Here is a 22381-nt window from a genome sequence, read left to right on the forward strand (position 1 = left end):
AAAGGGCGCCGCACGCATGAAGCGGCGGCGCCGGGTGAATACGACGATGGCGCGCGACGGGCGCGCCGTTGCGCGCGTCAGAACCCGAACGCGATCGCGAGCAAGCCGCTCACGATCCCGAATACGACGACGAGCGTCGCGACGATCGCCAGCATGTACGGCTTGAACGAACGCGCGAGCATCGCGAGCGACGGCACGCTGATCGGCGGCAGCGTCATCAGCAGCGCGGCGGCCGGACCGACGCCCATGCCGAGCGACAGCATGGCCTGGATGATCGGCACCTCGCCGGCCGTCGGAATCACGAACAACATGCCCGCGACCGCGAATGCGACGATCCAGCCGAGCTGATTGCCGATGTCCGGGCCGATATGCGGAAACAGCCACGCGCGCGCGGCGCCGAGCAGCAGCACGAGCACGATGTATTCGGGCACGAGCCGCACGGCCATGCGTGCGAGCAGCTTCATCCAGCGGACGAACGGATTGCCGGCCGCGGCCTGTTCGGCCGCCAGCGCGGCAAGCTGCGCATCGTCGATGCTGCGGTCTTCGGGACGTGCGACGCGATTCAGCAGATAGCCGATCCCGAACACCATCGCGATGCCGAGCACGAGGCGCAGCGCGCTCCAGTGCCAGCCGAGCACGAAGCCCATGAACACCAGCGCCGCCGGGTTCAGCACCGTGTTGCCGAGCCAGAACGCGACCGCGCCGCCCGGCGACGCATGACGCGCACGCAGGCCCGCGACGACCGGCGCCGCGCAGCACGTGCACATCATCCCGGGCAGCGACAGCAGCCCGCCCGCGGCGACGCTGCCGAAACCCGTGCGACCGAGCACGCGCGCCACCCAGTGCGCGGGCAGCAGCGCCTGCACGGCCGAGCCGAGCAGCAGGCCCAGCACCATCGCCTGCCAGATCGCCTTGCCGTATGCCCACGCGTAGTCGAGCGCCGCCTTCAGCGACGGCTCGGGCGCGGCCGCCGACGTGCCCATCAGGATCGACTGGCCGATCGAATGGTGCTCGGCGGCAACGAACGCCTTGTTGTAGTACGGAAACCATTTTACGTAGAACAGTCCCGCGACCGCGATCAGCAGGAAGGTCATCCAGCCGAGGGCCGGGTTGGGTTGGGTGCGTGTGGTCGTCATCGTGTGATGGTCGTCGAGTGGTTTTTATCGATTTCGGATGTCGTGCCGGCCGCAAATGCGGCCGATGCGGGCAGCCCGGCTTGCGCGAGTTCGGCCAGCAGCGTGCGCGCCTGATCGTGCACGTCGGCCGCGTTGGGCCGGAACGTGAACGTCAGCACCCGGTTCGGCTTGTTGTACGTCGCGCGGTAAGTGCGCGCATAGGCGGGATCGTAATGCCTGTCGATCAGTTCCGTGAACAATTCGGCTCGCGCGCCGGCATCGATCAGCCCCTTCCAGCGCGTCACCGCTTCGCGGCTGTGCAGGCCGATCAGCCGATGAAGCTGCGCCTTGAACGCGTCCGGCGCGTCGAACAGATGGGCGTAATCGTCGAGAAGGAACGCGATCCGCTCGTCGTGGGCGGCTTCGACCTGAACCCACGGCCCCGCGTGAAATGCCTCGATCAGCGCGATCGGCAACTGCACGAGCCCGATCCTGCGGCTTTCCGACTCGACGAACACCGGCCATTGGGGGTCGAAGCGTCCGAGCGCCTCGACGAGCCCCGAATCGAAGCCCTTCTGCGCCGGCTGCGGCTTGCCCGGCAGCGCGCCGAGCAGCGAGCCGCGATGACACGCGAGCGCTTCCAGATCGAGCGTCTGCGCGCCCACGTCGCCCAGCGCGTTCAGCAGGCGCGTCTTGCCGCAGCCCGTATGGCCGACGAGCGCGATGTAGCGAAAGCGTGTAGGCAGCGAATCGAGCGTCGCGCACACCGACCGGCGGTACGCCTTGTAGCCGCCGTCGAGCTGGCGCGCCTTCCAGCCGATCAGGTTGAACCAGGTCGTCATCGAGCCCGAACGCTTGCCGCCGCGCCAGCAGTAGATCAGCGGCCGCCAGTTGCGCGGACGGTCCGCGAACGTCGTGTCGAGATGGCGCGCGATGTTGCGCGCCACCATTGCCGCGCCGACGCGCGTCGCCTCGTACGGCGACACCTGCCGGTACATCGTGCCGACGAGCACGCGCTCCTCGTTGCCGAGCACGGGCGCGTTCAGCGCGCCGGGGATATGGTCCTCGGCGAACTCGAGCGGCGTGCGCACGTCGATGATCTCGTCGAACTCGCCGGCGCGATCGAGGGTGACAATCAGGTTCTTCAATTTGGCGTCGAACAGGGGCGATGCGGCTCGAGAAGCCGCATGGGCGCGGAAGGCGGATTGACGATTATCTCACGGGCCGGCGTCCCGGGCCTCGCGCGGCGGTCGGCGGCGACGAAGCGGCCTGCATCGCGTCGATCAGATGGTCGCGGAACGCGCGCACCGACGCGGGCAGATCGCGCCCCGCCATCGTCTGCACCTGGATGCTGCGTTCGCGCAGTTGCGGATTGGTCACGGGCACGACGACGAAGCCGTCCGCCTCGGAGCGGCCGCGCACCGACAACAGCCCCGTGAACATCACCGCGCCCGTGCGCCGCGCGTAGCCGTACATCGCCGCGGTATTGTTGCTCGTCAGCTCGGGCTCGAGCAGCAGCCCGTCGAGCGCGCACGCGATGTCGATCAGCTGCCGCACCGTCGTGCCGGCCTCGGGCAGCACGTGCGCGTACCGGGCGACATCGGCAAGCGACACCGCGTCGCGCGCCGCGAGCGGATGATCGTGCCGGACCAGCGCAAAGACCGGCGCGCGCTCGGTGTGGTCGACGCGCACGCCCTTCTCCGGCGCGAGGCTGAAGGTCAATGCGATGTCCGCATCGCCGTCGCGCACGCGCCGGGTCGCGTCCGCCGGCGACACGACCCACACGATGAAATCGACGCCCGGGTGGCGCGCCTTGAAGCTCGCGAGCACGCCGGGCAGGAAATCGATCGCGAACCCTTCCGAGCACGCGATCTTCAGCAGGCTGCCGTGCAGCGCGTCGAGCCCGCCGATGTCCTTCATCACGTGCTCGGCCTCCAGCAGGCTGCGCTGCGCGAACGCCAGCAACCGCTCTCCCGCCTCCGACAACGCCATCCCGCGCGGCCGCCGCTCGAACAGCGGCGCGCCGAGCCCGCTCTCCAGCTTCGCGATCTGGCGGCTGATTGCCGATACGGCCACGTGCAGCCGCGCGGACGCGTCGCTGATCGACCCGGTACGCGCCACCTCGACGAAATATCGCAATGCCAGGCCATGCAGGAAAGCCGCCATCGTTCTGTCTCCGCGCCGCATCCGGCCGCGCTGCTTTGCCTTTTCGGCAAAGAAAGGTTCGAAATTCGATCATTGTGACAAAAAAACCGGCTTTCTAGAATCGATCGCACTTCACGCTGCCTGCGCGCCCGCGCACGGCGAACCCGACCGAGGAGACCCGACTTGAGCCGTACCGCCGCCATCCAGCACGCGCTGAACCAGTTCGAATCCGGTGCGTTCTTCACGACCCTGAGCCGCCGCGTCGGCCTGCGCACCGAAAGCCAGGAAAGCGGCAGCGAAGCCGCGCTGCGCGCCTATCTGACCGACGAAATCGCGCCCGAGGCTGCACGCCTCGGCTTCACGTCGCGGATCGTCGACAACCCCGTCGCTGGCGGCGGGCCGTTCCTGCTCGCGTCGCGCCACGAAGACGACGCGCTGCCGACCGTGCTGATCTACGGCCACGGCGACGTCGTGCGCGGCTACGACGCGCAGTGGCGCGCGCCGCTGTCGCCGTGGACGCTGACGGCCGACGGCGACCGCTGGTACGGCCGCGGCAGCGCCGACAACAAGGGCCAGCACACGATCAACCTGGCCGCGCTGGCGAGCGTGCTCGAAGCACGCGGCGGCCGGCTCGGCTTCAATGCGAAGCTGCTGATCGAGATGGGCGAGGAAACCGGGTCTCCGGGCCTCGACGCGCTGTGCCACCAGGAGCGCGACGCGCTCGCGGCCGACGTGCTGATTGCGTCCGACGGCCCGCGCATTGCCGCCGCGCGCCCGACGGTATTTCTTGGCTCGCGCGGCTCGGTCAACTTCAAGCTGAGCCTGCGCGCCCGCGACGGCGCGCATCACTCGGGCAACTGGGGCGGACTGCTGCGCAACCCGGCGATCGTGCTCGCGCATGCGCTCGCGAGCCTCGTCGACGCGCGCGGCGCGATTCGCGTCGACGGGTTGCGCCCGCCGCCGATCCCGGCCGCGGTGCGCGACGCGCTCGCCGATCTTTCCGTCGGCGGCGGCCCCGGCGACCCGGCGCTCGACGCCGACTGGGGCGAGCCCGGCCTGTCCGCGGCCGAGCGCGTGTTCGGCTGGAACACGTTCGAGATCCTCGCGTTCAAGGCCGGCAATCCGGAGCATCCCGTCAACGCGATCCCGCCCGCCGCGTACGCGCACTGCCAGTTGCGCTTCGTCGTCGGCACCGACTGGGAAGCGGTGCAAGCACACCTGCGCGCGCATCTCGATGCGCACGGCTTCGCCGACATCGAGATCGACGTCGAACGCGGCGCACCGGCGACGCGCGTGCCGCCGGACGATCCGTGGGTCCGCTGGGCCGTCGCGTCGCTCGCGCGCACCACCGGCAAGAAGCCCGCGATCCTGCCGAATCTCGGCGGCACGCTGCCGAACGAGGTGTTTGCCGACACGCTCGGGCTGCCGACGCTGTGGGTGCCGCACTCGTACCCGGCGTGCTCGCAGCACGCGCCCGACGAGCACCTGCTCGCGAGCGTCGTCAGCGAGGGGCTGCAGATGATGGCCGGCCTCTTCTGGGATCTCGGCGAGAACGCGCCGCCCGTTCGCCGCGCGGCATCCGCCGCGGCCGGCGCCGCCCTGTAACGCGCTTCGCCCCTTTCACGGGACCTGCACACACGATGAATACGACCACCCTGACCTCACAGGACGCCGCGCGCCCCAGCGCCGCGCAAATCCGGCGCATCATCTTCGCGGCGTCGATCGGCAACGCGCTCGAATGGTTCGACCTGATCGTCTACGGCTTCTTCGCGGTGACGATCGCCAAGCTGTTCTTCCCGGCCACGAGCGAAGCGACGTCGCTGATGCTGACGCTCGGCACGTTCGGGCTGTCCTACCTGATCCGGCCGATCGGCGGCTTCGTGCTCGGCGCGTACGCGGATCGCGCGGGCCGCAAGGCGTCGCTGCTGCTGTCGATCGCGATGATGATGGCCGGCACGCTGCTGATCGCGCTGATGCCGACCTACGCATCGATCGGCATTCTCGCGCCGCTCGGGATCATGCTGTCGCGGCTGATGCAGGGCTTTTCCGCCGGCGGCGAATTCGCGAGTTCGACCGCATTTCTCGTCGAGCACGCGCCGCAGCGGCGCGGCTTCATGTCGAGCTGGCAGTTCGCGAGCCAGGGCCTCGCGACGTTGCTCGCGTCGGGCTTCGGCGCGCTGCTGACGGCCACGCTGACCTCCGCGCAACTCGAAAGCTGGGGCTGGCGCGTGCCGTTCCTGTTCGGGCTGGCGATCGGCCCGGTCGGGCTGTACATCCGCCGCTACGTCGACGAAGGCGTCGAATTCAAGACGCAGGCACGCTCCGAGGCGCCGGTGCGCGAGCTGTTCGCGGGCCAGAAGGTGCGGCTGCTGCTGTCGATCGGCGTGCTCGTGATCTCGACCGCGATCAACTACATGATCCTGTACATGCCGACCTATGCGATCAAGCAGCTCGGGCTGCCGGCATCGACCGGCTTCGCGGCGACGCTCGCGACCGGCTTCGTGCTCACGCTCGTCACGCCGGTCGTCGGCCATCTGTCCGACCGCACCGGGCGGATCCGCATGATGGCGGTCGCGGCCGTGCTGATGCTCGTGACCGTGTGGCCGACGTTCGCATGGCTCACGCGCCACGCGTCGTTCGCGACGATGCTCGCCGCACTGGTCTGGATCGGCGCGCTGAAGGCGATGTACTGCGGCGCGCTGCCGGCACTGATGGCCGAACTGTTCCCGTCGCAGACGCGCGCCACCGGGCTCGCGGTCAGCTACAACACCGGCGTCACGCTGTTCGGCGGCTTCGCGCCGTTCGTCATCACCTGGCTGATCAGCGCGACCGGCAACCGGCTGTCGCCGGCGCTCTATCTGATCGGATGTGCGCTGCTGAGCCTCGCCGCGCTGTTCGTCGCACGCACGCGGCTGAAGATGCGCTGACGCGAGCAACGACGGCGCGGCGCGGCGCCGTCGAAACCGCCCGATGCGGCCCGTCGCGGCATCGCTGCCGCGCGGGCCGCGCGCCGCTTACGGCGCCGGATTCGGCTGCCGTTCGTGCAACGCGTCGATCTCGGCGAGGATCTCGTCGGACAGCGTCACGTCGATGCTGCCGATGTTCTCCTTCAACTGCTCGAGCGACGTCGCGCCGACCAGGTTGCTGCGCACGAACGGGCGGCTGTTGACGAACGCGAGCGCCAGTTGCGCGGGCGACAGCCCGTGACGTCGCGCGAGCGCGACATAGCGCGACGTCGCCTCGACGGCCTGCGGCTTGCTGTAGCGCTGGAAACGCTCGAACAGCGTGATGCGTGCGCCGGCCGGACGCGCGCCGTTCTCGTACTTGCCGGACAGCCAGCCGAACGCGAGCGGCGAATACGCGAGCAGACCGACGCCGTCGCGATGCGTAAACTCCGACAGCCCGTTCTCGAACGTGCGGTTCAGCAGGCTGTACGGATTCTGGATGCTGGCGATGCGCGGCAGCCCGAGCCTTTCGGCCGCGCGCAGGAACTGCGCGACACCCCACGGCGTTTCGTTCGACACGCCGATCGCGCGCACCTTGCCGGCCTTCACGAATTCCGCGAGCACGCCGAGCGTTTCCTCGATCGGCACCGTGTACGCGTCGTCGACCCACGGATACGCGGGCCGGCCGAACGTGGTCGTGCTGCGATCGGGCCAATGCAACTGGTAGAGATCGACGTAGTCGGTCTGCAGGCGCTTGAGGCTGCCGTCGAGCGCTTCGGTCAGGTTCTTGCGGTCGAACTGGTTGCCCTCGCCGCGAATATGGCGTGGATTGTGCGGCTGCCGCGCCGGCCCCGCAATCTTCGTCGCGAGCACGATGCGATCGCGCTGCGCGCGATGCCGCGCGATCCAGGTGCCGATGTATTGTTCGGTGCGGCCTTGGGTGTCGGGCTTCGGCGGCACCGGATACATCTCCGCGGCGTCGATCAGCGTCACGCCCTGCCCGAGCGCGTAGTCGATCTGCTCGTGCGCGTCGCGCTCCGAATTCTGCTCGCCCCACGTCATCGTGCCCAGACCGATCAGGCTGACCTCGATACCCGAATCGCCGAGTGTGCGGTATTCCATGCTGTTCCTGTCGCGTCGGTGGAAAGCAGGAACGCTATCACATTGGAGCGACTGCTTCAGACCGGCGCGGCACATGCTTACAAGCGGCCTGCGGTGCCGCCCGGCACGCTCCTGCGCTCCTTCGCCCGCTCCGTCAAGCGTGAGGCCGCCCCAGGTTACTGCGGCCGCTGGATGAAGCAGGTCGCCGACGCATGCGCGACGATCTTGTCGTCCGGCGTCTTCAGCGTGCCCTCCGCGACGCCCAGCGAACGCGACAGGTGAATCACCCGCCCTTCCGCGATCAGATCGACGTCGCGCGGCACGGGCCGCAGCATCTTCACGTGCAGATCGACGGTGCCGTAACCGACACCCGCATCGAGCATCGAATGCACCGCGCACCCGGTGACCGAATCGAGCACCGTCGCGGCGAACCCGCCGTGCACGCCGCCCAGCGGATTCAGGTGCCGGCCGTCCGCCCGCGCCGAGAACTTCACGTAACCGAGCTCGACGTCGAGCGGACGCATCGGGATCGTCTCGGAAATCGACGCGAGGGGCGCGTCGCCCGACACGGCGGCACGCAGCAGATCGAGGCCAGACAAGGAAAGCGGATTCATCGGGTTGTCTCCGGGTTGAAAGCGCGTCGCCGCGCGAGTAAGTTCTAAATTGGAACTCATTATTGTCAACGACGCCGGCCGTTGTCAACGCGGCTGCGCCCGTTGCGACCGAAGGCGGGTTCTATAATCGAACCCGCTATTTCGCTGAACCGCCGCAAGACCGCCGCAAGAGGCAAGAGACTCGACGATGAAATGGGATGACATCGGCACGCTGAACTGTTCGGTCGCCCGCACGCTCGCCGTGCTGGGCGACCGCTGGACCATGCTGATCCTGCGCAACGCCTTCCTCGGCTGCCGCCGCTTCGATGCGTTCCAGGCCCAGCTCGGCCTGACGCGCCACGTGCTGGCCGAACGGCTCGCGCGGCTCGTCGACGAAGGCGTGCTGGTCAAGCGCGCGTATCAGGAACGCCCGCCGCGCTTCGAATACCGGCTGACGGAAAAGGGCCTCGACCTCTACCCGGCCCTGCTCGCGCTGATGGCGTGGGGCGATCGCTGGAAGGACGATGGCCACGGTCCGCCGGTGCAATTGCGCCACCGGGCCTGCGGGCAGTTGATGCACGCGGTCACCGTGTGCTCGGCCTGCGGCGAACCGCTCGACGCTCGCGACGTGCAGCCCGAGCCCGGGCCCGGCTGGATCGCGTCCGACGAAGCCGGGGCGCGTGCAGCGGCGGATTGACGATGCGTTGCGTGCGGATGCCCGAGCGGCATGCCCGCCAGACGTACGCCTGAGCCGCGGGCCGCATTGATTGGGCGCCCGTCCGACCGGGCGCGCGCATTGCTCGCACGCGCGTGCTCGGCAACGGTACACGCAAAACGCACACAATCGTCGGGCCTACTCCTGTCCGTTGATCGCCGATCGCACACGGACCGAACAACGCAACTTTGCGTCACCCTTCTCCACCCCTACCGATCATCGCGTGGCCCGTCGCTTCGCATCCGCACGTGACCGGGCCGCCACGCGTGCGTTACACTCACGGCCCGCTGTCTCGAAATCATTCGCTGTCCAACATGTTGTCGCGCAATCGCCTCGCTGCCGCCTGTCTCGCCGCTTCCCTGCTCGCCACACCCTTCGCCGCCTTCGGCAAGACGCAAAGCGAATCGCTGCTTCAGCAGGCGATCGATCTCGTGTCGCGATGGTTGCCGGCTCCGACTCACGAAGCCCCCGCGACGCAGGTCGTCGAATCTGCCTTCTCGCCCGACGGCGGCGCCGAGGCGCTCGTGCTGAAAGCGATCGGCGCGGCGCGCAGTTCGATCCGGGTCGCCGCCTACTCGTTCACGTCGCCGCCCGTCACGCGTGCACTGCTTGCCGCCAAGCGCCGCGGCGTCAATGTCGCGGTGGTCGTCGACGACAAGGGCAACCGCGCAAAGAGCAGCAAGCAGGCACTGAACCTGCTCATCAACGCGGGCATCCCGACGCGCACGATCGACACCTATGCGATCCATCACGACAAGTACCTCGTGATCGACGCCGAGCACGTCGAAACAGGCTCGTTCAACTACAGTGCGTCGGCGGCCAGCCGCAATTCCGAGAACGTCGTCGTGGTCTGGAACAACCCGCAACTCGCGTCGCGCTACCTCACCCACTGGCAAAGCCGCTTCGATCAGGGCACGCCGTACCGCTCAAGCTACTGACGCGCCGCACGCCCTTTCGCCCGTCGGCGCTCGTCCGCTCGCGTTCCCGCCACCATGGTGCAGATGATCGGCGAGCGCGGCGCGATGTTCAATTCGGCCGAATGGCCAGTGCACCGCTGCGCGAAGCGCCCGTCACGCGCGATGCCGCCATGCTCAATGGATCTCCGGCACCCGGCCGGTCGCGACGCCGGCATGCGCGCTCGACGCACAGCGATTCGCATGTCCGTCCGCACCGCTCGCCGAATTCGCCGACAAGCCGTGGGCGCCCATCGGCAGCGCACTGCGCACGCAATCGGTGCTGAATGTCAGTGTGTTCTGAACCAGCGGGTAAAGGAAATACAGCGCGAACGCGAGATAGCCCGCGTACAGGATTCGAACCATGGTGCGATGGGATGAACGATTGGACTTGTCCTGTTTACGGCGCGGCGACGCGCGCCTTGAGGTTATTGCGTGCCCGGTTCCGCAGCGGGACGAAACCCGGGCCGCTGACACGCGCCTTTCACGGCATCGTCACCGAATCTCGCGAACCCGGTCACCGCCGTGGCCGAACATGCAGCGTGGCGATGCATCGACGAATGCGCGATACTGTTCCGCGTACGACCCATCACCGGCCCGACGGCCGGGACAAGAGGCAACGCCCATGCAAATCGCACCGAAATCGGCCGACGAGGCGGCCCGGCTCGATACGCTTCATTCGCTTTCGATCCTCGATACGCCGCCCGAAGAGCGTTTCGATCGCCTGACACGCCTCGCGCGGCGGCTGTTCGACGTCCCGATCGCCCTCGTCAGCCTCGTCGACGAGAATCGCCAGTGGTTCAAAAGTCATCCGGGCCTCGACGCCGCACAGACGCCGCGCGACGTGTCGTTCTGCGCACACGCACTGCTCGCGCCCGATACGATGGTGATCCAGGACGCGCTGAACGACGACCGCTTCCACGACAATCCGCTCGTCACCGGCGCGCCCGGCATCCGCTTCTACGCCGGCCGGCCGCTCGCCGCACCGAACGGCGCCCCCATCGGCACGTTGTGCCTGATCGACACGCGGCCCCGCTCGCTCGAACCCGACGAACTCGCGCTGCTGGGCGATCTCGCCCACATGACCGAGCGCGAGATCGCCGCGCTGCATTTCGCGACCACCGACGAACTCACGCAACTGACGAACCGGCGCGGCTTCGAGCTTCTCGCCCGCCACGTGCTGAGGCTGTGCGATCGCGTCGGCCGTCACGCCGTGCTGCTGTTCTTCGACCTGAACGATTTCAAGGCGATCAACGACCGCTTCGGCCATGCCGAAGGCGACCGCGCGCTCAAGGCGTTCGCCGAAACGTTGACGGGCGCGCTGCGCGACAGCGACGTCATCGCACGGCTCGGCGGCGACGAGTTCGTCGTACTGTTGAGCGCCACCGATCCGGCCGACGTCGCCGAGCCCGTCGAACGCGTCACGCAGGCGCTCGCGCAGCGCAACGCCGCCGACGCACGCGGCTACGCGATCCGGTTCAGCGTCGGGCACGTTGCCTACGATCCCGCATACCATCGCACCGTCGCCGACCTGCTGGCATCGGCCGATCGCCGGATGTACGAACACAAGCAGCGCGGCAAGACGGCCGGCGCATGACCGCGAACGCGCCACGCGGGCCGCGGCGAGATCGCGCCGCCGCGCAGCGCGCTCGCCCACGGTCGTTCGACGAGGGCCGGTTCAACTGCCGCAAGGCGGCGCGCTGGCCATGGCGTCCGCGATCTGCTCGGGTGTCAGATCGCGCTGATGCGTCGCCAGCGACCAGCGATGCCCGAACGGATCCTCGACCTGCCCGTAACGATCGCCCCAGAACATGTCCGCGGCCGGAATCGTGACCGTCGCGCCGGCTGCCACCGCCTTCTGGATCGCCGCATCGGTGTCCGGCACGTACAGATGCAGGCAGACGGGCGTGCCTTTCAGCGCCTTCGGCCCCAGCGCACCGTGCTCGGGCATCTCATCCACCAGCATCAGCGTCGAATCCCCGATCGCGAGGCACGCATGCGCGAGCCGGCCGTCGGGCATCGCGAGGCGGAATCGTTCGGTCGCGTCGAACGCGCGCTTGTAGAAATCGATGGCTGCGGTCGCACCCGCACAGATCAGGTGCGGGGTCAGCGTGCGCATCCCTTCCGGGATCGGCTTGACGGACGTGGGCATGGTGTCGCTCCTTCAGTCGGTTGTCGTATCGAAAATCGGGACGGACGCGCGTTGCGCACGCCTCCGATGCTACGACGGACGACTCCGGCGAAAATCGACATGGCGCCCGGGATTTTTTTGTTTGCTCGTGTGACAGGGGCGCGGGACAACGCGGCTTCAGGCGTCATCGGCCCGTTCGCTCGGCCTGCTCGTCCGGCAGGCCGAACTGACGACGGCAGGCTTCAAGCAACGCGGCCACCGCGCCGAGCGGAAAATCGGCAAACCGGGCGATCGGCAGCATCACGCCACCCGGCACCTTCGTGCGCGACGAATGCGCGGAGAACTGGTAGCCGATGTAATGATTCCCGGCGACGCTGACGATCCGGAATTCGGTGACGTCCCGCCACGGCGTGACGGGTTTTTCGCGCGCGGCGCCGATCAGCCGGAAGCCCGTCTCGTCGATCTGCAGCGCGAGCTTGCGCCGCGACGACACGAACAACGCCGCACTAGCCAGCCCAAGCAACGCGGCCAGCGCCGCCACCGGCCAGAGCGCCGGCGCGGCCACGTAACCGCACAGGCTCGCCGCGGCCAGCCCCGCACACACGATCGCCCTGCTTTTCAGGCTTCGGCTGTCGACTGCCAGCGTGACCGGCAACGCGCCGATGAACGTTTCCGCGTCGGGATCGACGCGCCGGCCGGAATCCGTTGGTTTCTGCTCGTCGATCATTGCACGCCCGCTCGTGCCGACGGCCGCCGGCCCATCGACGCGGCCGGCATGTGAGGATTCCGATACCGATGGCGCGGATCACGCGCCGCGGCGCCGACATCGGTCAATTGCATACGTTGACGGTACCGCTGGTCGTGCATTGACCGGTGGCCCGGTGAGTCTGCTCCGCCAACCGAGGCGCGAGGCCCATGCCGCGATCCGGCGCGGCCGCCGACGACGAGGCAGGATCGGTCGTCGACGCGGTCTCCGGCGACGGTTGCACGGGCGCCGGCCCGGACGCGGTCTGGCAGGCGGCAAGCGCCAGACACAGCGCGAATGCCGACGGGACGATGGAAAATCTGGACAGGGTCATGGACGCGCTCGCTCGATTCGTTTGGGGTAACGGCCCGCAGTCAGATCTGCGGCAGATCGCGCAACGTGCGCGACTCGCTCGTTGCATCGATGTCGAGCTCGATGCCTTCCGACGCATCGCGATACAGCACGCGTTTCAGCCTGGGCCCGATCGCGGTGGTATCCGATGCCGAGAAGATCGCGCGGACATCGTTACCGGACGCAAGCGCACGCGCCACGTCCGCCACCGGGGCTTCGCGCGGCGTCTCCGCCCACGAGCGATCGGCCGGGTTCACGGCCGCCCAGCGCACGTGCGTCACGCGCGCGCTGAGCGGATCGATCCGCACACCATTCACCGCAAACGTAGACATCGGCATCTCCTTTGAATTTTTGCGGCCTGCCGCCTGCACGCGGCAAGCGGCAAGCTGCTGACAACCGGATCTCGCGACCATGGCCCGCACGTGCCGGCGATCATGCGCGCTTGCCCGGCCAACGCGATTTTCGATGATACATTGGGACGCTTTGCAACCGTCAACAGACAATCGTGTACGGGAGAAACACATGAGCGACGCCTGGGGAACCTTCCCTGCCAGAATGGGCGACCATCAGGCTTTCATCAGCTTCAACCATGGCTTTGCGGAAATCGCCGAAGGCGATCCGCGCACGTCGCTGCTGAGCGTGCGCGTCCCGTTCGCGCGCCCGTCGCCCGAAGGCCTGCCGACCGGCGACGAATTCGCCGATCTCGCGAAGATCGAGGATCTGCTCGACGCGGCGATCATCGCAAAAGGCGGCGTGCAGGTCGGCCGCATCACCGTCGACGGCAACCGGGATTTTCTTTTCTACGTGCCGTTCGACGAGGAGGCAGCCGCGGAGATCGTCGATTCGCTGGCCGACCAGACGACCTATGCACTTCAGTACGCGCATCAGGACGACCCGGACAAGGCCACTTACTGGCAGACGCTCTACCCGACCGACGACGACTGGCAGATCATGCGCGACATGCGCACGCTGGATGCGCTGCGGCAGCAAGGCGATGTCCCCGACGTGAGCCGGCGCGTGATGCACTGGGCGTACTTCCCCGACCCGAGCGACGCGCACCAGTTCGCGGACTGGGCCGAAGCGAAAGGCTATCCGGTCGAATCGGTCGCGCCGACCGAAGACGGCAAGTCGGCCGTGCGGTTTTCGCACGAAGGCACGATGGCGCTCGCCGACATCACGCGCCATACGATCGCGCTCAATCGCGAGGTACGCGCGCTCGGCGGAAACTACGACGGATGGGAAACCAGCGTCGAACAGGCGGGGTGAGCGAAGCGCCATGCCCGTGGCGCGCGATGTGACGTCACGCCATCCGACGCAAAAAACATCCCGGCAGCGATGTTGCCCGCCGCCGGGATCAAGGCATCGCCGGCAAAAACCGGCGATGGGCCTGAGGGTTCGCTCAGGCACGAGGAAAGCGATTCGTACGGATCAGGCGAACGGATGTGGGGACGCGAACGAATGCCGTCGCGCAGCCCGCCGGACGCCTGTCCGGTTCCGCCGACGCAGCCTTCCGGCGTCGGGGGGCAAAAAGCCCCCGCTCCTGCGCGAGCGAGCGGGGAAACGGTTGACCGGGCCGGGGAAGAACGGTCAACCGGTCAAATTGTGATCGCGGGTCACGCGACGGTCTGTGCGGCAACTCACCCTTTGGTGACAATGTGACGATAACCGGCATGCTCGCGTGCCGACGAATACCTTCATGGTTCAAGCGCGACGCATTGCTTGTGGACTTCGCTGACGAAGAGCCGGCCGACAGCGTTCGCCTTCCCATCCAGCGGTTTATCCCGTCTTAATTCAATTCAATTTTTCAGCACCGAGCGCAGTTTCCGGTAAGTCGCCGGTATTGTCAAAGCAGGATTATTCTATTTTTTGACGCGAAGTGATTTTCGCTTCATTTTTTCGCGAGGAATTTCACGCACGCAATGATCTGCGTCACGAAAACCCGAGTTCGTCACTACAACGAGCCGCTGAAAAACCAGTCGGTAACCATATCGATCCAGTCGAGATTGCTGACGATCTCGACAGCGGCATCGCCGACGATCTCGATAGCGGCGTCGCCAACGATTTCGGCCGTCGACGAATCTGCCGCCACCGCGCCGGTCGCCACCGCGCTCGCCTTCGCAATCGCGGTCGATGCGACGGGCTTCGGATCGGCAAGTCGCTCCAGCCAGTCGATGATATTGGCGCGCGCGTCTTCCGCATCGGCGAAATCATTGCGCTCCAGAAAGCGATCGAACACGATCCACGCGAGCGTCCTGCTTCGCACCGCGGATTCGAGTTGCCTGTCGACAACGGCGGTACGGCCCGACGCCGTGATGTCGAGCGTTGCTGTGAAACAGTAATCGAGATATTCGATCTCGAGTTTCGACGACATGGCTTCTCCGCTCAATCCGCCCTCTCTATTTTTATGACGCCCGGCACCCGACGGGCTTCGCGGCACAATGTGAATCTTGCGTGAATTTAGCGCAGCGCTTCATTTTCACCGGCAGCATCACGATATTCTCGCAACCTGTCGATATCGACCGCAGCCATATGACCGCTCTCATTCCTTTTGCCCTTCCGATGGCACCGGAAGTTGCCCCGCCTTGCTATTTCCGTTGTCGACCTGCTCCGCGGCCGTCGTCGCGCTGCTAAACTCGGATCACAACGACCGCGCGCCACCAGAGGAAATAATGACGCTCGCTCACGCAAAACAAAGCGGCGTAGATGTCTGGATCGTCCAGCTTCCCGGACACGCCCCCTATACCTACACGCAGCTCAAGCGAGTATTCTCGTCCGACGACTCGCGGCATCGGGTCGTGACGGTCGACCTGAAGAAATTGCTGGCCTGCGCCGACCGCGACACCACCGACTACGTACTGCCGTCGGTTCAGTACTGGGCCCCTGGCAAAGCCGCCGGCATCCGCGAATTCCTCGATCCGAACCGCAGCAGGATCCCGGACATGCCGTTCATCACGTTTCGCGAGACGAGAACGCGAACGCTACTCGGTATTCCCGGCCTGTCGAAAATCGGCGTCGCGTCGTTCCGTAACGGCCAGCATCGCGCGCGCTATCTGGCCTATGCCGGTGCGACGACCTTGCCCGTCGAAATCCACGAGACCGAAGCCGATTTGCTTGTGCGGTATTGCGGCGAATGATAGCAATGTCCGTTCGGCTTTCCCCTCGCGCGATGCCATGGCGGCCGGGTGCCGCCGCCCGCGCCGAAGCCGCAAGCGTTCAAGCCTCGATCGCGTAAATCCGGTCAATGACTTCCGTTTGGCCGAGGCGACACGTTTCGACGCCGGCCAATCGCCAGCCGTTGTGTTCGTAGAACCCGATCGCGCGCACGTTGCCCTCCAGCACCTGCAGATGGACCTTGCCCACGCCGATCGACCTGGCCCACGCGCGAACGGCTTCGATGATGCGCTTGCCCGTGCCGCCGCCGTGATGCGAGGGATGAACGTGCAGGCAGTCGAGCAGCACGCCAAGCGCCGGATCGACGGGGCGCTCGGCGCTGACGAAGCCGACCGGCTCGCCGTGCGACTCGGCGATCAGCACGAAGCCCCACTCGCTCTCGTCGCGATCGAAATACTTGCGCCAGCGAACCGCGTGCTCAGTCGGCACCTCGTCGGTCAGATAGGCGGCCGGAAGGATATGGCTATAGGCGGTTTGCCAGCTCAGCGTGTGCAGGCGAGCAATGTGGTTCGCGTCGTGCGCCGTCGCGACGCGCAGTGTGGTCCGGGTGCCCGGCATCGGCGGCAACTCCTTGTGCTGGTTTTCGTGATCGGCATGCGTCATCGCAAAATATACCGTGCTTTGCGGGATGCATTTCATGCGGCGCGTTGTCGGGACCTCGGCGTGCGGGCAAAAAAAATCCCGACACCTTCATCGGTCATCGGGATCGAACGGCCCTGCAAAGCATGAGGGCACGAGGAAGGTCCTACATTACACGCATGCAAGACTGTTGCACTTTGTCGGTTTGCGCCAAGCCCCTGTTCGATTCCGCCAATCAGCCGGTTATGCGCAGCCGTAAACGAAAAAAGCCTGCTCGCGTTTGGCGCGAGCAGGCAAGAAAACGGATCAGCATTCGAGGCACGAGGGCTGTCCAGAGAAGATAACGGCACGGCGCGCGGGAACCTTAGGCGGGAAAGAAAAACGTCGTGGGCAAACGGGTACGAACGTTGTCAGCGCAACGACACGGAAGCGCGATACGAAACGGGCCCGGGGCCTCGTCGCCATCTCCGTCATCCCCGTCGGCGATGCGAGTCAAGCTGTGCTATCGGTCGATACCACGCACGATCACGCGCCCGATTTCAATACCTGCCCGTCTCGCCCACGATCTCATATTCGGCATCGAAGCCATATCGTCGGGGCGACTCGATTTACGCAACCGCACTTTCGAAGCGCACGAGCGCCGACATGGTATCGCGGTCGCTTCGTTGAATACGGGATGCCGTTTCGTTAAAGACGCCGCGGGCAAGACACGCCGAGGCTCTATCCGAACGCCGAAAAGCAAAAAGCCCGGTTCAACGAACCGGGCTTTTTGCTTGAATTTGTTGGGGTGGCTGATGGGACTCGAACCCACGACGACAGGAATCACAATCCTTATACATTTTTCTTATATTTCATGGGGTTGGAGAAGAACATTGGAATATGCGGTGTCGCGAGAGCCTTGTCTGGCGTAGCGAAAATTCCTCATCTTCCAGAGAAATTCGCCTCATTCGGCTGCCGCCGGCTCGGCCGCCATGTCCTCCGCCGGGTACAACTGCAGCATCGCGCGGGCCGCCTCGACGTTCGACGTCGTCAGCCATTCCTCCCAGTCGTCCGGCCGCAGGATCACGACCGACCGTTTTTCGTCGCCGGGCCGGTGCATATGCTTCATGATCGGGTGCTCGTCGCCGTTGACCGTGATCATCGCCATGGTGTGCTGCTCGGTGCCGTCCGGGCGCTGCAGCGTCCGCCAGATACCAGCCACGCATAGCGGCCGCCAGCCGGCCAGCCCGATCCGGTACCGGATGTGCTTCCCAGTCTCCCAGTTCGGCTCGTAGATCCACTTCGCCGGGATCAGGCAACGGCGCCCGGCACGCCACGCCGGCGCGTACAGCGGAGACTTGCCGAGGTTGTCGTCGCGCACGTTCATCGTGCTGCGGATGATCGGCGGCTTCTTGCCCTGCTCCTTCGCCTTCTCGGCATTGGCCTTCTGGAGCGCGCGGGGCCAGAAGCCGAATTCGGCGACCATCGGCTTGAACTGCCCGTCGACGTAGCCGACGATCGGCGCGTCGTAGTCCTGGTAGATCTCGGGCTTCCACGGCGTCCAGCGGTACAGGTCATGGAAGCTGTCGATCTTGAGCTCGCTCAGGCCAGGGTCCTCGCCCGGCGCGACGTAGTTCGTGCACATCGCCGTCCCCAATTTTTCGAGTTGACGATCCCATCTTACCGCGCGATAAACTGTATATCCATACAGTACTTCGAGCAGCATCATGCAGCACTATTTCATCCTCAATGATCAGCAGGAGCCGGTCGAGGTCGATCTAGGGACGTTCTGCGCGTTCGACAAGAACGTCGCGGACACGACGGTCGCGGAGAACACGCGCGTCTGGACAGTCTTTCTCGGCACGACGGTGGATCGTGATCCTCCCGCACAACCGTACTTCGTCCACTACGTCTATGAGCCCGGATCGCAGTATCGGACAGTCAATACGTACGGGTATCACGAGGCAGTCGCGCGGCATGGCCGGATCGTTGAGTGGCTGACGAAACGTGCCGAGCGAAGGCGTCAGCGTGCCACCGCCGTCAGGGCATCGTAGTCGCGCTCGCACTGCCGGCCGGCGATGCCGCGTTGGTCAGCGATCGCTGCCAGCTCTCCCGACGTTTCGTCAGACCGGCCGAGCACGTCGGCAAGCAGATCGAGGGCGTCGCCGGCTGCCGGGCTTCCGGCGGCAGCGGCGGGATGGCGGGCGGCGGTGACGAGCTGGTCGACGCGCTGCTGCAGGCTGCCAGCGGCAGCACGAGCAGCAAAAGCATCCGCAAGCGCGGCCGTTCGTTGTTGGTTCGCATCTTTCGCAATCTCCGATTGAGCCGCGGTGCGGCGTTGTTCCTCGGCGCGCGCGGCATCCACAGCCTTCGCTTGAGCCATCGCGGCGTCGGCCTTCATGCCGGCGATCTCGCGCGCGCTGATCAGGTGCTCGCCGTAGACGCCGGCGGCGAAGCCGAGCAGCACGGCGAGCACGTACGGCCACACCAGTTTCAGAAGTGTCATTTCAGCTCCTTCGCATGCAGCTGCTTCAACTCGTCCGGCGAGTAGAGGAAGCCAGGCAGCAGGAACGCCTGCACGCTCCAGACCGGATCGCTTTCCTCATGCCGGCCGTGATCCTTGCCCCGGTGATGGAGCGCGCACAGCAGCAACTGGTTGTAGGTCGAGTCGACGAATGCCTCCGGCCGGGCCGGGTCGAACGCCTCCCAGTCGAAACCTTGCGTCAGCCTGATCACGTCCCAGACGGGGTGCTGGCGCGGGATCGGCACGACGCGCTGCAGCTTGTGGCTGAACATCGTGTCGATCTGATTGAGCGCGACGCCGCGGATCCACTTCCAGTCGATCGCGTGGGAGAACGCCCACTCGAAGAACCGGTGATGCGACTCGACCGCCTCGTCGTCGCCGCAGACCGCGCAGACGTAGCCGCCGGCCGCCTTCATCGTGCGCTTGCTCGCGCGGAACGTCGGCGACTCGGTGCGCGGCTCGTGATCTGGATAGAAGACGTCCTCGGCGAGCGTGCGCCGCGTTTCGTGAGATTCCTCAACATCCATAAAACCTCCGGGCAATAAAAAGGCCCCCGGGGATGCCGGGGGCCACGTAACAACGTCAGAATCAATCAGTGATGTGCGGAGCCGCGATGCTCGCGATTGGTATATCCAGATGCTCGTCGCATCCGGCCTTGATCGCGCGGCACCAGCTCTCCGAGCCGCGTGAGCCCGCGCATCGTAATGCGCACCTGCTCGCTGACGCGCTCGTCGCCAGTCACTCGATCGGTGTAGGGGGTGCTCTTGTGAACCAGATAGCCAGCCTGCTGCTTGTCGTGATACGCGAGCCACCCAGACTTGCCGGCGCGATGGTAGATCCAACCATTCGCGCTCAGCCACGCCGTCAGCTTGCTCGGTTGCATCTGGAGCGAACTGGCAGCATCGCGGATACACATCGATCCTTCAGCGTCGGAAATCCGCTCGTACGTCTCGACCTTCGGCGCAGCAATTGCGAGTGCCTCTTCAGCCTTCGCCTTCTGGTCGGCCAAATCGGCCGCGAGGCGAAGTGCTTCGGGCAGCGTCTTGGGCAATGCGGCTGCGCCGCTTTCCAGTTCCTGCCACCGGTCCACCAGCCGGGCCGTGAACTGCGGCGAAAGCTGTGCGACCACGACGATGCTGTCGCGCTTGCCGCGTTCGCCGGTAAAGACATAGACCTGCGTGATGCGCGGACGCCCCATCGCATCGTTACCCGGTTCATCCTCAATTTGAGGACGGACGATAACCCCTTGATCTGCAAGAGATTCAATGGTTCGCTTCACGTTGTCGTGGCGCTTCTCGACCAGATCGGCAATTTCCTGGCTGGTCATCCGGAGGGCGGCATCCGAGCCGCCGAAGATCAGGGCGCCCATCAGTGCACCTCCCGGCTGACCGACAGAACGTCCGCGCAACCCGCGTCGAGCAGATCCTCGGTGTTCTCTGCCACGAACTGACCGAGCGCCGCGAGGTCAACGGCAACCTTCGAGGACTCGCCGGCCGTAGCCTTGATTGCGACGAAAAGCGCGTGCATGTAACGAAGGTGGTTGTCCATCATGCTCGACAGGTCGACCACGCGCCGTTCGAGCGGCCGGGATTGCTGAACCTTGTCATTACCAGATGTAGTGCTATCATGTCTCATGACCATTGTTCCTTACCAAGGGGTTCACTGCGTCACCAACGCCTGACCGGTTGCCGCCGGTTGGGCGTTTTCTTTTTGTCGGCTGGCTTCGAGCCGCTGGATGATTTCGTTGTTCAAGCTCCGAAAATTTTTCTGGGCCTGCTCCGTGAGGTACTGGCGCAGTTCCGGCTGCATCCTCAGGCCGAACGGGGCGATCTGGTACGCCTTCATGCTAGCTCCATAGTGATGCCGAGTCGGCATGATCGACAGACTAGTTCCGACTTGGCATCATGTCAAGCCATGTGGCAAAAAAATATGCCGACTCGGCATCAACGGACCATGACGAAAAAACCATTTCCCAGTGAACAGCAAGAACGGTTCATCGTCCGTCTACCCGATGGCATGCGCGATCGCATCGCCGAAGCGGCCAAGACAAACAACCGGTCGATGAACGCAGAGATTGTGGCGCGGCTAGAAGAGTCGTTTTCCGAAGCTGAGCCAGTTGCAATCGAGCATATCTTCCCGAAAGCAGTCGCCGAAAACACGAAGCTTCGCCTCGAAATGGCGAAGCTGCGAAATCTTGTTCTCGTCGAGCGCCGGACCAATGAAGCCCTCAACGCGAAGATTCACGAGAATGCGCGAATCCAAGTGACACTGGATGCGTCTGGTCATCCGATCTCATGGGATGAGATCAGCGAACACCTTGCTGCGATCAGGAAAACGGGAAAGTTCGACGTCGTTGAAATGCATACGTCGGTCGTCACGCCCGAACTGGTGAGCTCCAGCAAGCGGCGTGATCAAACAGCGGAGCTTGCCGAGTTCTACAAAGGCAAGACCACCGCGAAACGCATCCGCCGCACTAAGCCTGAAGACTCGAATCAGTAATTCGACACTGCACTACAAATCCCTCTCGCATAGCGCCCGCTCTTCCGCGCGGCGTTTCACCAGACCGGGCAGCACACGGCCGCCGGCCGTCACCCACTGCGGCCGCCCGTTGTCCGCCTCGTTCAGCGCACGGCACGCGCCCTTCCAGTCGCCGGCGTTGAACCGCTTCGCCGTCGTGCTGCCGCAGTACGCCCCCGTGCCGACGTTGTAGGCGAAGCTCACCGCGGCCGCGAGCTGGTACGTGTGCCCCTTCAGGACCGGCGTGCATTTCAGAACCGGCTCGGCGTGCTCGATCAGCCGCTGTTCGAGGCGCGCGCGGCACTCGTCCGGCGTGAAGCGCTGGCCGGCGCGCACATTCTTCGTGTCGCCGTAGCACGCCGTGATGATCCCGATCGGGTCGGGCCGCGCGACGAGCTCGAGGCCCTCGAACTTCGGGACCATGGAAAAAAGAAGGGCTGCCGCAGCAGCCCCCACAACACCCGCCAGTGTCTTCTTCGGTACGTTAGCCATCGAGCAATGCCCTCTTCCCTTTGTTCTTGACCAGGTAGTACGCCTGCAGCCCGATGTACGCGATCGTCGCGACGGCTACCCACCAGTTGATGTCGTGGCTTGTCAGCCACAACCAAAAGTTGCTCCCCACTGCCGGCGCCACCTTCGCAGCGCTTGTCGCGAGATCGCTCTTCATCGATTCCCCGAAATGAAAAAAGCCGCCAGAAGGCGGCTGCCAATTGGTTTTTGATTGAATCGCACATCCGACCCCGCCCCGGTCGGCGGGACATGGAGCAAATGTGGTCATGTAAAATTTGCGGCGCTGCTGTTTAACCACCACACTTGC

28 protein-coding genes are annotated in these 22381 nt (G+C 65.6%); 9 read left to right on the top strand and 19 right to left on the bottom strand.

Annotated features, from left to right (window positions below; translation table 11 throughout):
• Positions 1-77: 77 nt before the first annotated feature.
• The 3 genes from C5F75_RS10510 to C5F75_RS10520 form a co-directional block, all read right to left on the bottom strand.
• The gene (locus C5F75_RS10510; RefSeq protein ID WP_059584152.1) at positions 78-1136 is read right to left on the bottom strand and encodes a permease; all 1059 of its coding nucleotides are present in this window, start codon (positions 1134-1136) and stop codon (positions 78-80) included.
• Entirely contained in the window at positions 1133-2263 is a 1131-nt protein-coding gene (gene mnmH / locus C5F75_RS10515) for a tRNA 2-selenouridine(34) synthase MnmH (protein WP_059584154.1), read from the bottom strand. The genes C5F75_RS10510 and mnmH overlap by 4 nt, the downstream gene beginning before the upstream one ends.
• A 64-nt stretch (positions 2264-2327) precedes the next feature.
• Positions 2328-3281: a LysR substrate-binding domain-containing protein gene (locus C5F75_RS10520; RefSeq protein WP_059584155.1), complete on the bottom strand. Its 954-nt coding sequence runs from the start codon at positions 3279-3281 to the stop codon at positions 2328-2330.
• A gap of 162 nt (positions 3282-3443) precedes the next feature.
• Here C5F75_RS10520 and C5F75_RS10525 point away from each other — a divergent pair, with 162 nt between their 5' ends.
• Both C5F75_RS10525 and C5F75_RS10530 read left to right on the top strand, forming a co-directional pair.
• Positions 3444-4865, top strand: coding sequence for a M20 family metallopeptidase (locus C5F75_RS10525; RefSeq protein ID WP_059584157.1), 1422 nt, complete (start codon positions 3444-3446; stop codon positions 4863-4865).
• 35 nt (positions 4866-4900) lie between these two features.
• Complete coding sequence (locus C5F75_RS10530; protein WP_059584158.1) at positions 4901-6187, top strand: MFS transporter; 1287 nt, start codon at positions 4901-4903, stop codon at positions 6185-6187.
• 87 nt (positions 6188-6274) lie between these two features.
• On the opposite strand, the gene C5F75_RS10535 is transcribed toward C5F75_RS10530, so the two are convergent.
• Complete coding sequence (locus C5F75_RS10535) at positions 6275-7327, bottom strand: NADP(H)-dependent aldo-keto reductase (protein ID WP_059584161.1); 1053 nt, start codon at positions 7325-7327, stop codon at positions 6275-6277.
• Between the two features lie 155 nt (positions 7328-7482).
• Positions 7483-7920, bottom strand: coding sequence for a PaaI family thioesterase (locus C5F75_RS10540; protein WP_006484216.1), 438 nt, complete (start codon positions 7918-7920; stop codon positions 7483-7485).
• Positions 7921-8107: 187 nt separating this feature from the next.
• Between C5F75_RS10540 and C5F75_RS10545 the strand changes: the two genes are divergently transcribed.
• Positions 8108-8596, top strand: a complete 489-nt coding sequence (locus tag C5F75_RS10545) for a winged helix-turn-helix transcriptional regulator (protein ID WP_059638682.1) — start codon at positions 8108-8110, stop codon at positions 8594-8596.
• Between the two features lie 332 nt (positions 8597-8928).
• On the top strand, positions 8929-9552 hold the full coding sequence (locus C5F75_RS10550; RefSeq protein ID WP_059638683.1) for a phospholipase D family nuclease: 624 nt from the start codon (positions 8929-8931) through the stop codon (positions 9550-9552).
• A gap of 153 nt (positions 9553-9705) precedes the next feature.
• Here C5F75_RS10550 and C5F75_RS10555 read toward each other — a convergent pair whose 3' ends face one another.
• Positions 9706-9933, bottom strand: a complete 228-nt coding sequence (locus C5F75_RS10555) for a hypothetical protein (RefSeq protein WP_059638685.1) — start codon at positions 9931-9933, stop codon at positions 9706-9708.
• A gap of 259 nt (positions 9934-10192) precedes the next feature.
• On the opposite strand from C5F75_RS10555, the gene C5F75_RS10560 reads away from it, so the two are divergent.
• The gene (locus C5F75_RS10560) at positions 10193-11164 is read left to right on the top strand and encodes a GGDEF domain-containing protein (RefSeq protein ID WP_104012164.1); all 972 of its coding nucleotides are present in this window, start codon (positions 10193-10195) and stop codon (positions 11162-11164) included.
• A gap of 81 nt (positions 11165-11245) precedes the next feature.
• On the opposite strand, the gene C5F75_RS10565 is transcribed toward C5F75_RS10560, so the two are convergent.
• The 3 genes from C5F75_RS10565 to C5F75_RS10580 all read right to left on the bottom strand — a co-directional run bounded on the left by C5F75_RS10565 (position 11246) and on the right by C5F75_RS10580 (position 13126).
• Positions 11246-11719, bottom strand: a complete 474-nt coding sequence (locus C5F75_RS10565) for a VOC family protein (protein ID WP_104012165.1) — start codon at positions 11717-11719, stop codon at positions 11246-11248.
• A 163-nt stretch (positions 11720-11882) separates the two neighbouring features.
• The gene (locus C5F75_RS10570; RefSeq protein ID WP_104012166.1) at positions 11883-12425 is read right to left on the bottom strand and encodes an aspartyl-tRNA synthetase; all 543 of its coding nucleotides are present in this window, start codon (positions 12423-12425) and stop codon (positions 11883-11885) included.
• A gap of 392 nt (positions 12426-12817) precedes the next feature.
• On the bottom strand, positions 12818-13126 hold the full coding sequence (locus tag C5F75_RS10580) for a hypothetical protein (RefSeq protein WP_059584348.1): 309 nt from the start codon (positions 13124-13126) through the stop codon (positions 12818-12820).
• A 190-nt stretch (positions 13127-13316) separates the two neighbouring features.
• On the opposite strand from C5F75_RS10580, the gene C5F75_RS10585 reads away from it, so the two are divergent.
• Complete coding sequence (locus C5F75_RS10585; RefSeq protein ID WP_059584173.1) at positions 13317-14060, top strand: DUF695 domain-containing protein; 744 nt, start codon at positions 13317-13319, stop codon at positions 14058-14060.
• Between the two features lie 685 nt (positions 14061-14745).
• On the opposite strand, the gene C5F75_RS10590 is transcribed toward C5F75_RS10585, so the two are convergent.
• Positions 14746-15165, bottom strand: coding sequence for a hypothetical protein (locus C5F75_RS10590; protein WP_059584175.1), 420 nt, complete (start codon positions 15163-15165; stop codon positions 14746-14748).
• 298 nt (positions 15166-15463) lie between these two features.
• Between C5F75_RS10590 and C5F75_RS10595 the strand changes: the two genes are divergently transcribed.
• Positions 15464-15928 carry a plasmid fertility inhibition factor family protein gene (locus C5F75_RS10595; protein ID WP_059584177.1) on the top strand — a complete coding sequence of 155 codons (465 nt, stop codon included), beginning with the start codon at positions 15464-15466 and terminating at the stop codon, positions 15926-15928.
• Between the two features lie 79 nt (positions 15929-16007).
• On the opposite strand, the gene C5F75_RS10600 is transcribed toward C5F75_RS10595, so the two are convergent.
• Together C5F75_RS10600 and C5F75_RS10605 are read right to left on the bottom strand one after the other, a co-directional pair.
• Entirely contained in the window at positions 16008-16523 is a 516-nt protein-coding gene (locus tag C5F75_RS10600; protein ID WP_059584351.1) for a GNAT family N-acetyltransferase, read from the bottom strand.
• 964 nt (positions 16524-17487) lie between these two features.
• Positions 17488-18168, bottom strand: coding sequence for an SOS response-associated peptidase family protein (locus C5F75_RS10605; protein WP_104012167.1), 681 nt, complete (start codon positions 18166-18168; stop codon positions 17488-17490).
• Positions 18169-18250: 82 nt separating this feature from the next.
• On the opposite strand from C5F75_RS10605, the gene C5F75_RS10610 reads away from it, so the two are divergent.
• The gene (locus C5F75_RS10610) at positions 18251-18577 is read left to right on the top strand and encodes a hypothetical protein (protein WP_104012168.1); all 327 of its coding nucleotides are present in this window, start codon (positions 18251-18253) and stop codon (positions 18575-18577) included.
• On the opposite strand, the gene C5F75_RS10615 is transcribed toward C5F75_RS10610, so the two are convergent.
• From C5F75_RS10615 to C5F75_RS10635, 5 genes are all read right to left on the bottom strand, one after another.
• Positions 18547-19029, bottom strand: a complete 483-nt coding sequence (locus C5F75_RS10615) for a DUF2514 family protein (RefSeq protein ID WP_104012169.1) — start codon at positions 19027-19029, stop codon at positions 18547-18549. The genes C5F75_RS10610 and C5F75_RS10615 overlap by 31 nt on opposite strands.
• On the bottom strand, positions 19026-19574 hold the full coding sequence (locus tag C5F75_RS10620; protein ID WP_104012170.1) for a hypothetical protein: 549 nt from the start codon (positions 19572-19574) through the stop codon (positions 19026-19028). The genes C5F75_RS10615 and C5F75_RS10620 overlap by 4 nt, the downstream gene beginning before the upstream one ends.
• 65 nt (positions 19575-19639) lie before the next feature.
• On the bottom strand, positions 19640-20416 hold the full coding sequence (locus C5F75_RS10625; protein ID WP_104012171.1) for a phage antirepressor KilAC domain-containing protein: 777 nt from the start codon (positions 20414-20416) through the stop codon (positions 19640-19642).
• The gene (locus C5F75_RS10630; RefSeq protein WP_146075195.1) at positions 20416-20682 is read right to left on the bottom strand and encodes a hypothetical protein; all 267 of its coding nucleotides are present in this window, start codon (positions 20680-20682) and stop codon (positions 20416-20418) included. The genes C5F75_RS10625 and C5F75_RS10630 overlap by 1 nt, the downstream gene beginning before the upstream one ends.
• 24 nt (positions 20683-20706) lie before the next feature.
• On the bottom strand, positions 20707-20892 hold the full coding sequence (locus tag C5F75_RS10635) for an Arc family DNA-binding protein (RefSeq protein ID WP_181035396.1): 186 nt from the start codon (positions 20890-20892) through the stop codon (positions 20707-20709).
• A gap of 108 nt (positions 20893-21000) precedes the next feature.
• On the opposite strand from C5F75_RS10635, the gene C5F75_RS37750 reads away from it, so the two are divergent.
• Entirely contained in the window at positions 21001-21546 is a 546-nt protein-coding gene (locus tag C5F75_RS37750; protein ID WP_104012253.1) for an Arc family DNA-binding protein, read from the top strand.
• A gap of 12 nt (positions 21547-21558) precedes the next feature.
• On the opposite strand, the gene C5F75_RS10645 is transcribed toward C5F75_RS37750, so the two are convergent.
• Positions 21559-22056: a lysozyme gene (locus C5F75_RS10645; protein ID WP_104012173.1), complete on the bottom strand. Its 498-nt coding sequence runs from the start codon at positions 22054-22056 to the stop codon at positions 21559-21561.
• On the bottom strand, positions 22049-22342 hold the full coding sequence (locus C5F75_RS37615) for a hypothetical protein (protein ID WP_258048551.1): 294 nt from the start codon (positions 22340-22342) through the stop codon (positions 22049-22051). The genes C5F75_RS10645 and C5F75_RS37615 overlap by 8 nt, the downstream gene beginning before the upstream one ends.
• Positions 22343-22381: the final 39 nt, after the last annotated feature.

The sequence above is a fragment of the Burkholderia anthinoferrum genome, assembly GCF_002925705.1.
Classification (GTDB): Bacteria; Pseudomonadota; Gammaproteobacteria; order Burkholderiales; family Burkholderiaceae; genus Burkholderia; species Burkholderia semiarida.

What these genes read in the sequence shown, in the direction of transcription:
- C5F75_RS10620 (WP_104012170.1), bottom strand. Translation starts at nt 19,574, where the DNA reads ATGGATGTTGAGGAATCTCACGAAACGCGGCGCACGCTCGCCGAGGAC.
- C5F75_RS10595 (WP_059584177.1), top strand. Translation starts at nt 15,464, where the DNA reads ATGACGCTCGCTCACGCAAAACAAAGCGGCGTAGATGTCTGGATCGTC.
- C5F75_RS10600 (WP_059584351.1), bottom strand. Translation starts at nt 16,523, where the DNA reads ATGCCGGGCACCCGGACCACACTGCGCGTCGCGACGGCGCACGACGCG.
- C5F75_RS10605 (WP_104012167.1), bottom strand. Translation starts at nt 18,168, where the DNA reads ATGTGCACGAACTACGTCGCGCCGGGCGAGGACCCTGGCCTGAGCGAG.
- C5F75_RS10555 (WP_059638685.1), bottom strand. Translation starts at nt 9,933, where the DNA reads ATGGTTCGAATCCTGTACGCGGGCTATCTCGCGTTCGCGCTGTATTTC.
- C5F75_RS10630 (WP_146075195.1), bottom strand. Translation starts at nt 20,682, where the DNA reads ATGAGACATGATAGCACTACATCTGGTAATGACAAGGTTCAGCAATCC.
- C5F75_RS10565 (WP_104012165.1), bottom strand. Translation starts at nt 11,719, where the DNA reads ATGCCCACGTCCGTCAAGCCGATCCCGGAAGGGATGCGCACGCTGACC.
- C5F75_RS10545 (WP_059638682.1), top strand. Translation starts at nt 8,108, where the DNA reads ATGAAATGGGATGACATCGGCACGCTGAACTGTTCGGTCGCCCGCACG.
- C5F75_RS10530 (WP_059584158.1), top strand. Translation starts at nt 4,901, where the DNA reads ATGAATACGACCACCCTGACCTCACAGGACGCCGCGCGCCCCAGCGCC.
- C5F75_RS10635 (WP_181035396.1), bottom strand. Translation starts at nt 20,892, where the DNA reads ATGAAGGCGTACCAGATCGCCCCGTTCGGCCTGAGGATGCAGCCGGAA.
- C5F75_RS10590 (WP_059584175.1), bottom strand. Translation starts at nt 15,165, where the DNA reads ATGTCGTCGAAACTCGAGATCGAATATCTCGATTACTGTTTCACAGCA.
- C5F75_RS10535 (WP_059584161.1), bottom strand. Translation starts at nt 7,327, where the DNA reads ATGGAATACCGCACACTCGGCGATTCGGGTATCGAGGTCAGCCTGATC.
- C5F75_RS37750 (WP_104012253.1), top strand. Translation starts at nt 21,001, where the DNA reads ATGACGAAAAAACCATTTCCCAGTGAACAGCAAGAACGGTTCATCGTC.
- C5F75_RS10520 (WP_059584155.1), bottom strand. Translation starts at nt 3,281, where the DNA reads ATGGCGGCTTTCCTGCATGGCCTGGCATTGCGATATTTCGTCGAGGTG.
- C5F75_RS10585 (WP_059584173.1), top strand. Translation starts at nt 13,317, where the DNA reads ATGAGCGACGCCTGGGGAACCTTCCCTGCCAGAATGGGCGACCATCAG.
- C5F75_RS37615 (WP_258048551.1), bottom strand. Translation starts at nt 22,342, where the DNA reads ATGACCACATTTGCTCCATGTCCCGCCGACCGGGGCGGGGTCGGATGT.
- C5F75_RS10625 (WP_104012171.1), bottom strand. Translation starts at nt 20,416, where the DNA reads ATGGGCGCCCTGATCTTCGGCGGCTCGGATGCCGCCCTCCGGATGACC.
- C5F75_RS10510 (WP_059584152.1), bottom strand. Translation starts at nt 1,136, where the DNA reads ATGACGACCACACGCACCCAACCCAACCCGGCCCTCGGCTGGATGACC.
- C5F75_RS10560 (WP_104012164.1), top strand. Translation starts at nt 10,193, where the DNA reads ATGCAAATCGCACCGAAATCGGCCGACGAGGCGGCCCGGCTCGATACG.
- C5F75_RS10645 (WP_104012173.1), bottom strand. Translation starts at nt 22,056, where the DNA reads ATGGCTAACGTACCGAAGAAGACACTGGCGGGTGTTGTGGGGGCTGCT.
- C5F75_RS10570 (WP_104012166.1), bottom strand. Translation starts at nt 12,425, where the DNA reads ATGATCGACGAGCAGAAACCAACGGATTCCGGCCGGCGCGTCGATCCC.
- C5F75_RS10610 (WP_104012168.1), top strand. Translation starts at nt 18,251, where the DNA reads ATGCAGCACTATTTCATCCTCAATGATCAGCAGGAGCCGGTCGAGGTC.
- C5F75_RS10550 (WP_059638683.1), top strand. Translation starts at nt 8,929, where the DNA reads ATGTTGTCGCGCAATCGCCTCGCTGCCGCCTGTCTCGCCGCTTCCCTG.
- C5F75_RS10580 (WP_059584348.1), bottom strand. Translation starts at nt 13,126, where the DNA reads ATGTCTACGTTTGCGGTGAATGGTGTGCGGATCGATCCGCTCAGCGCG.
- C5F75_RS10615 (WP_104012169.1), bottom strand. Translation starts at nt 19,029, where the DNA reads ATGACACTTCTGAAACTGGTGTGGCCGTACGTGCTCGCCGTGCTGCTC.
- C5F75_RS10540 (WP_006484216.1), bottom strand. Translation starts at nt 7,920, where the DNA reads ATGAATCCGCTTTCCTTGTCTGGCCTCGATCTGCTGCGTGCCGCCGTG.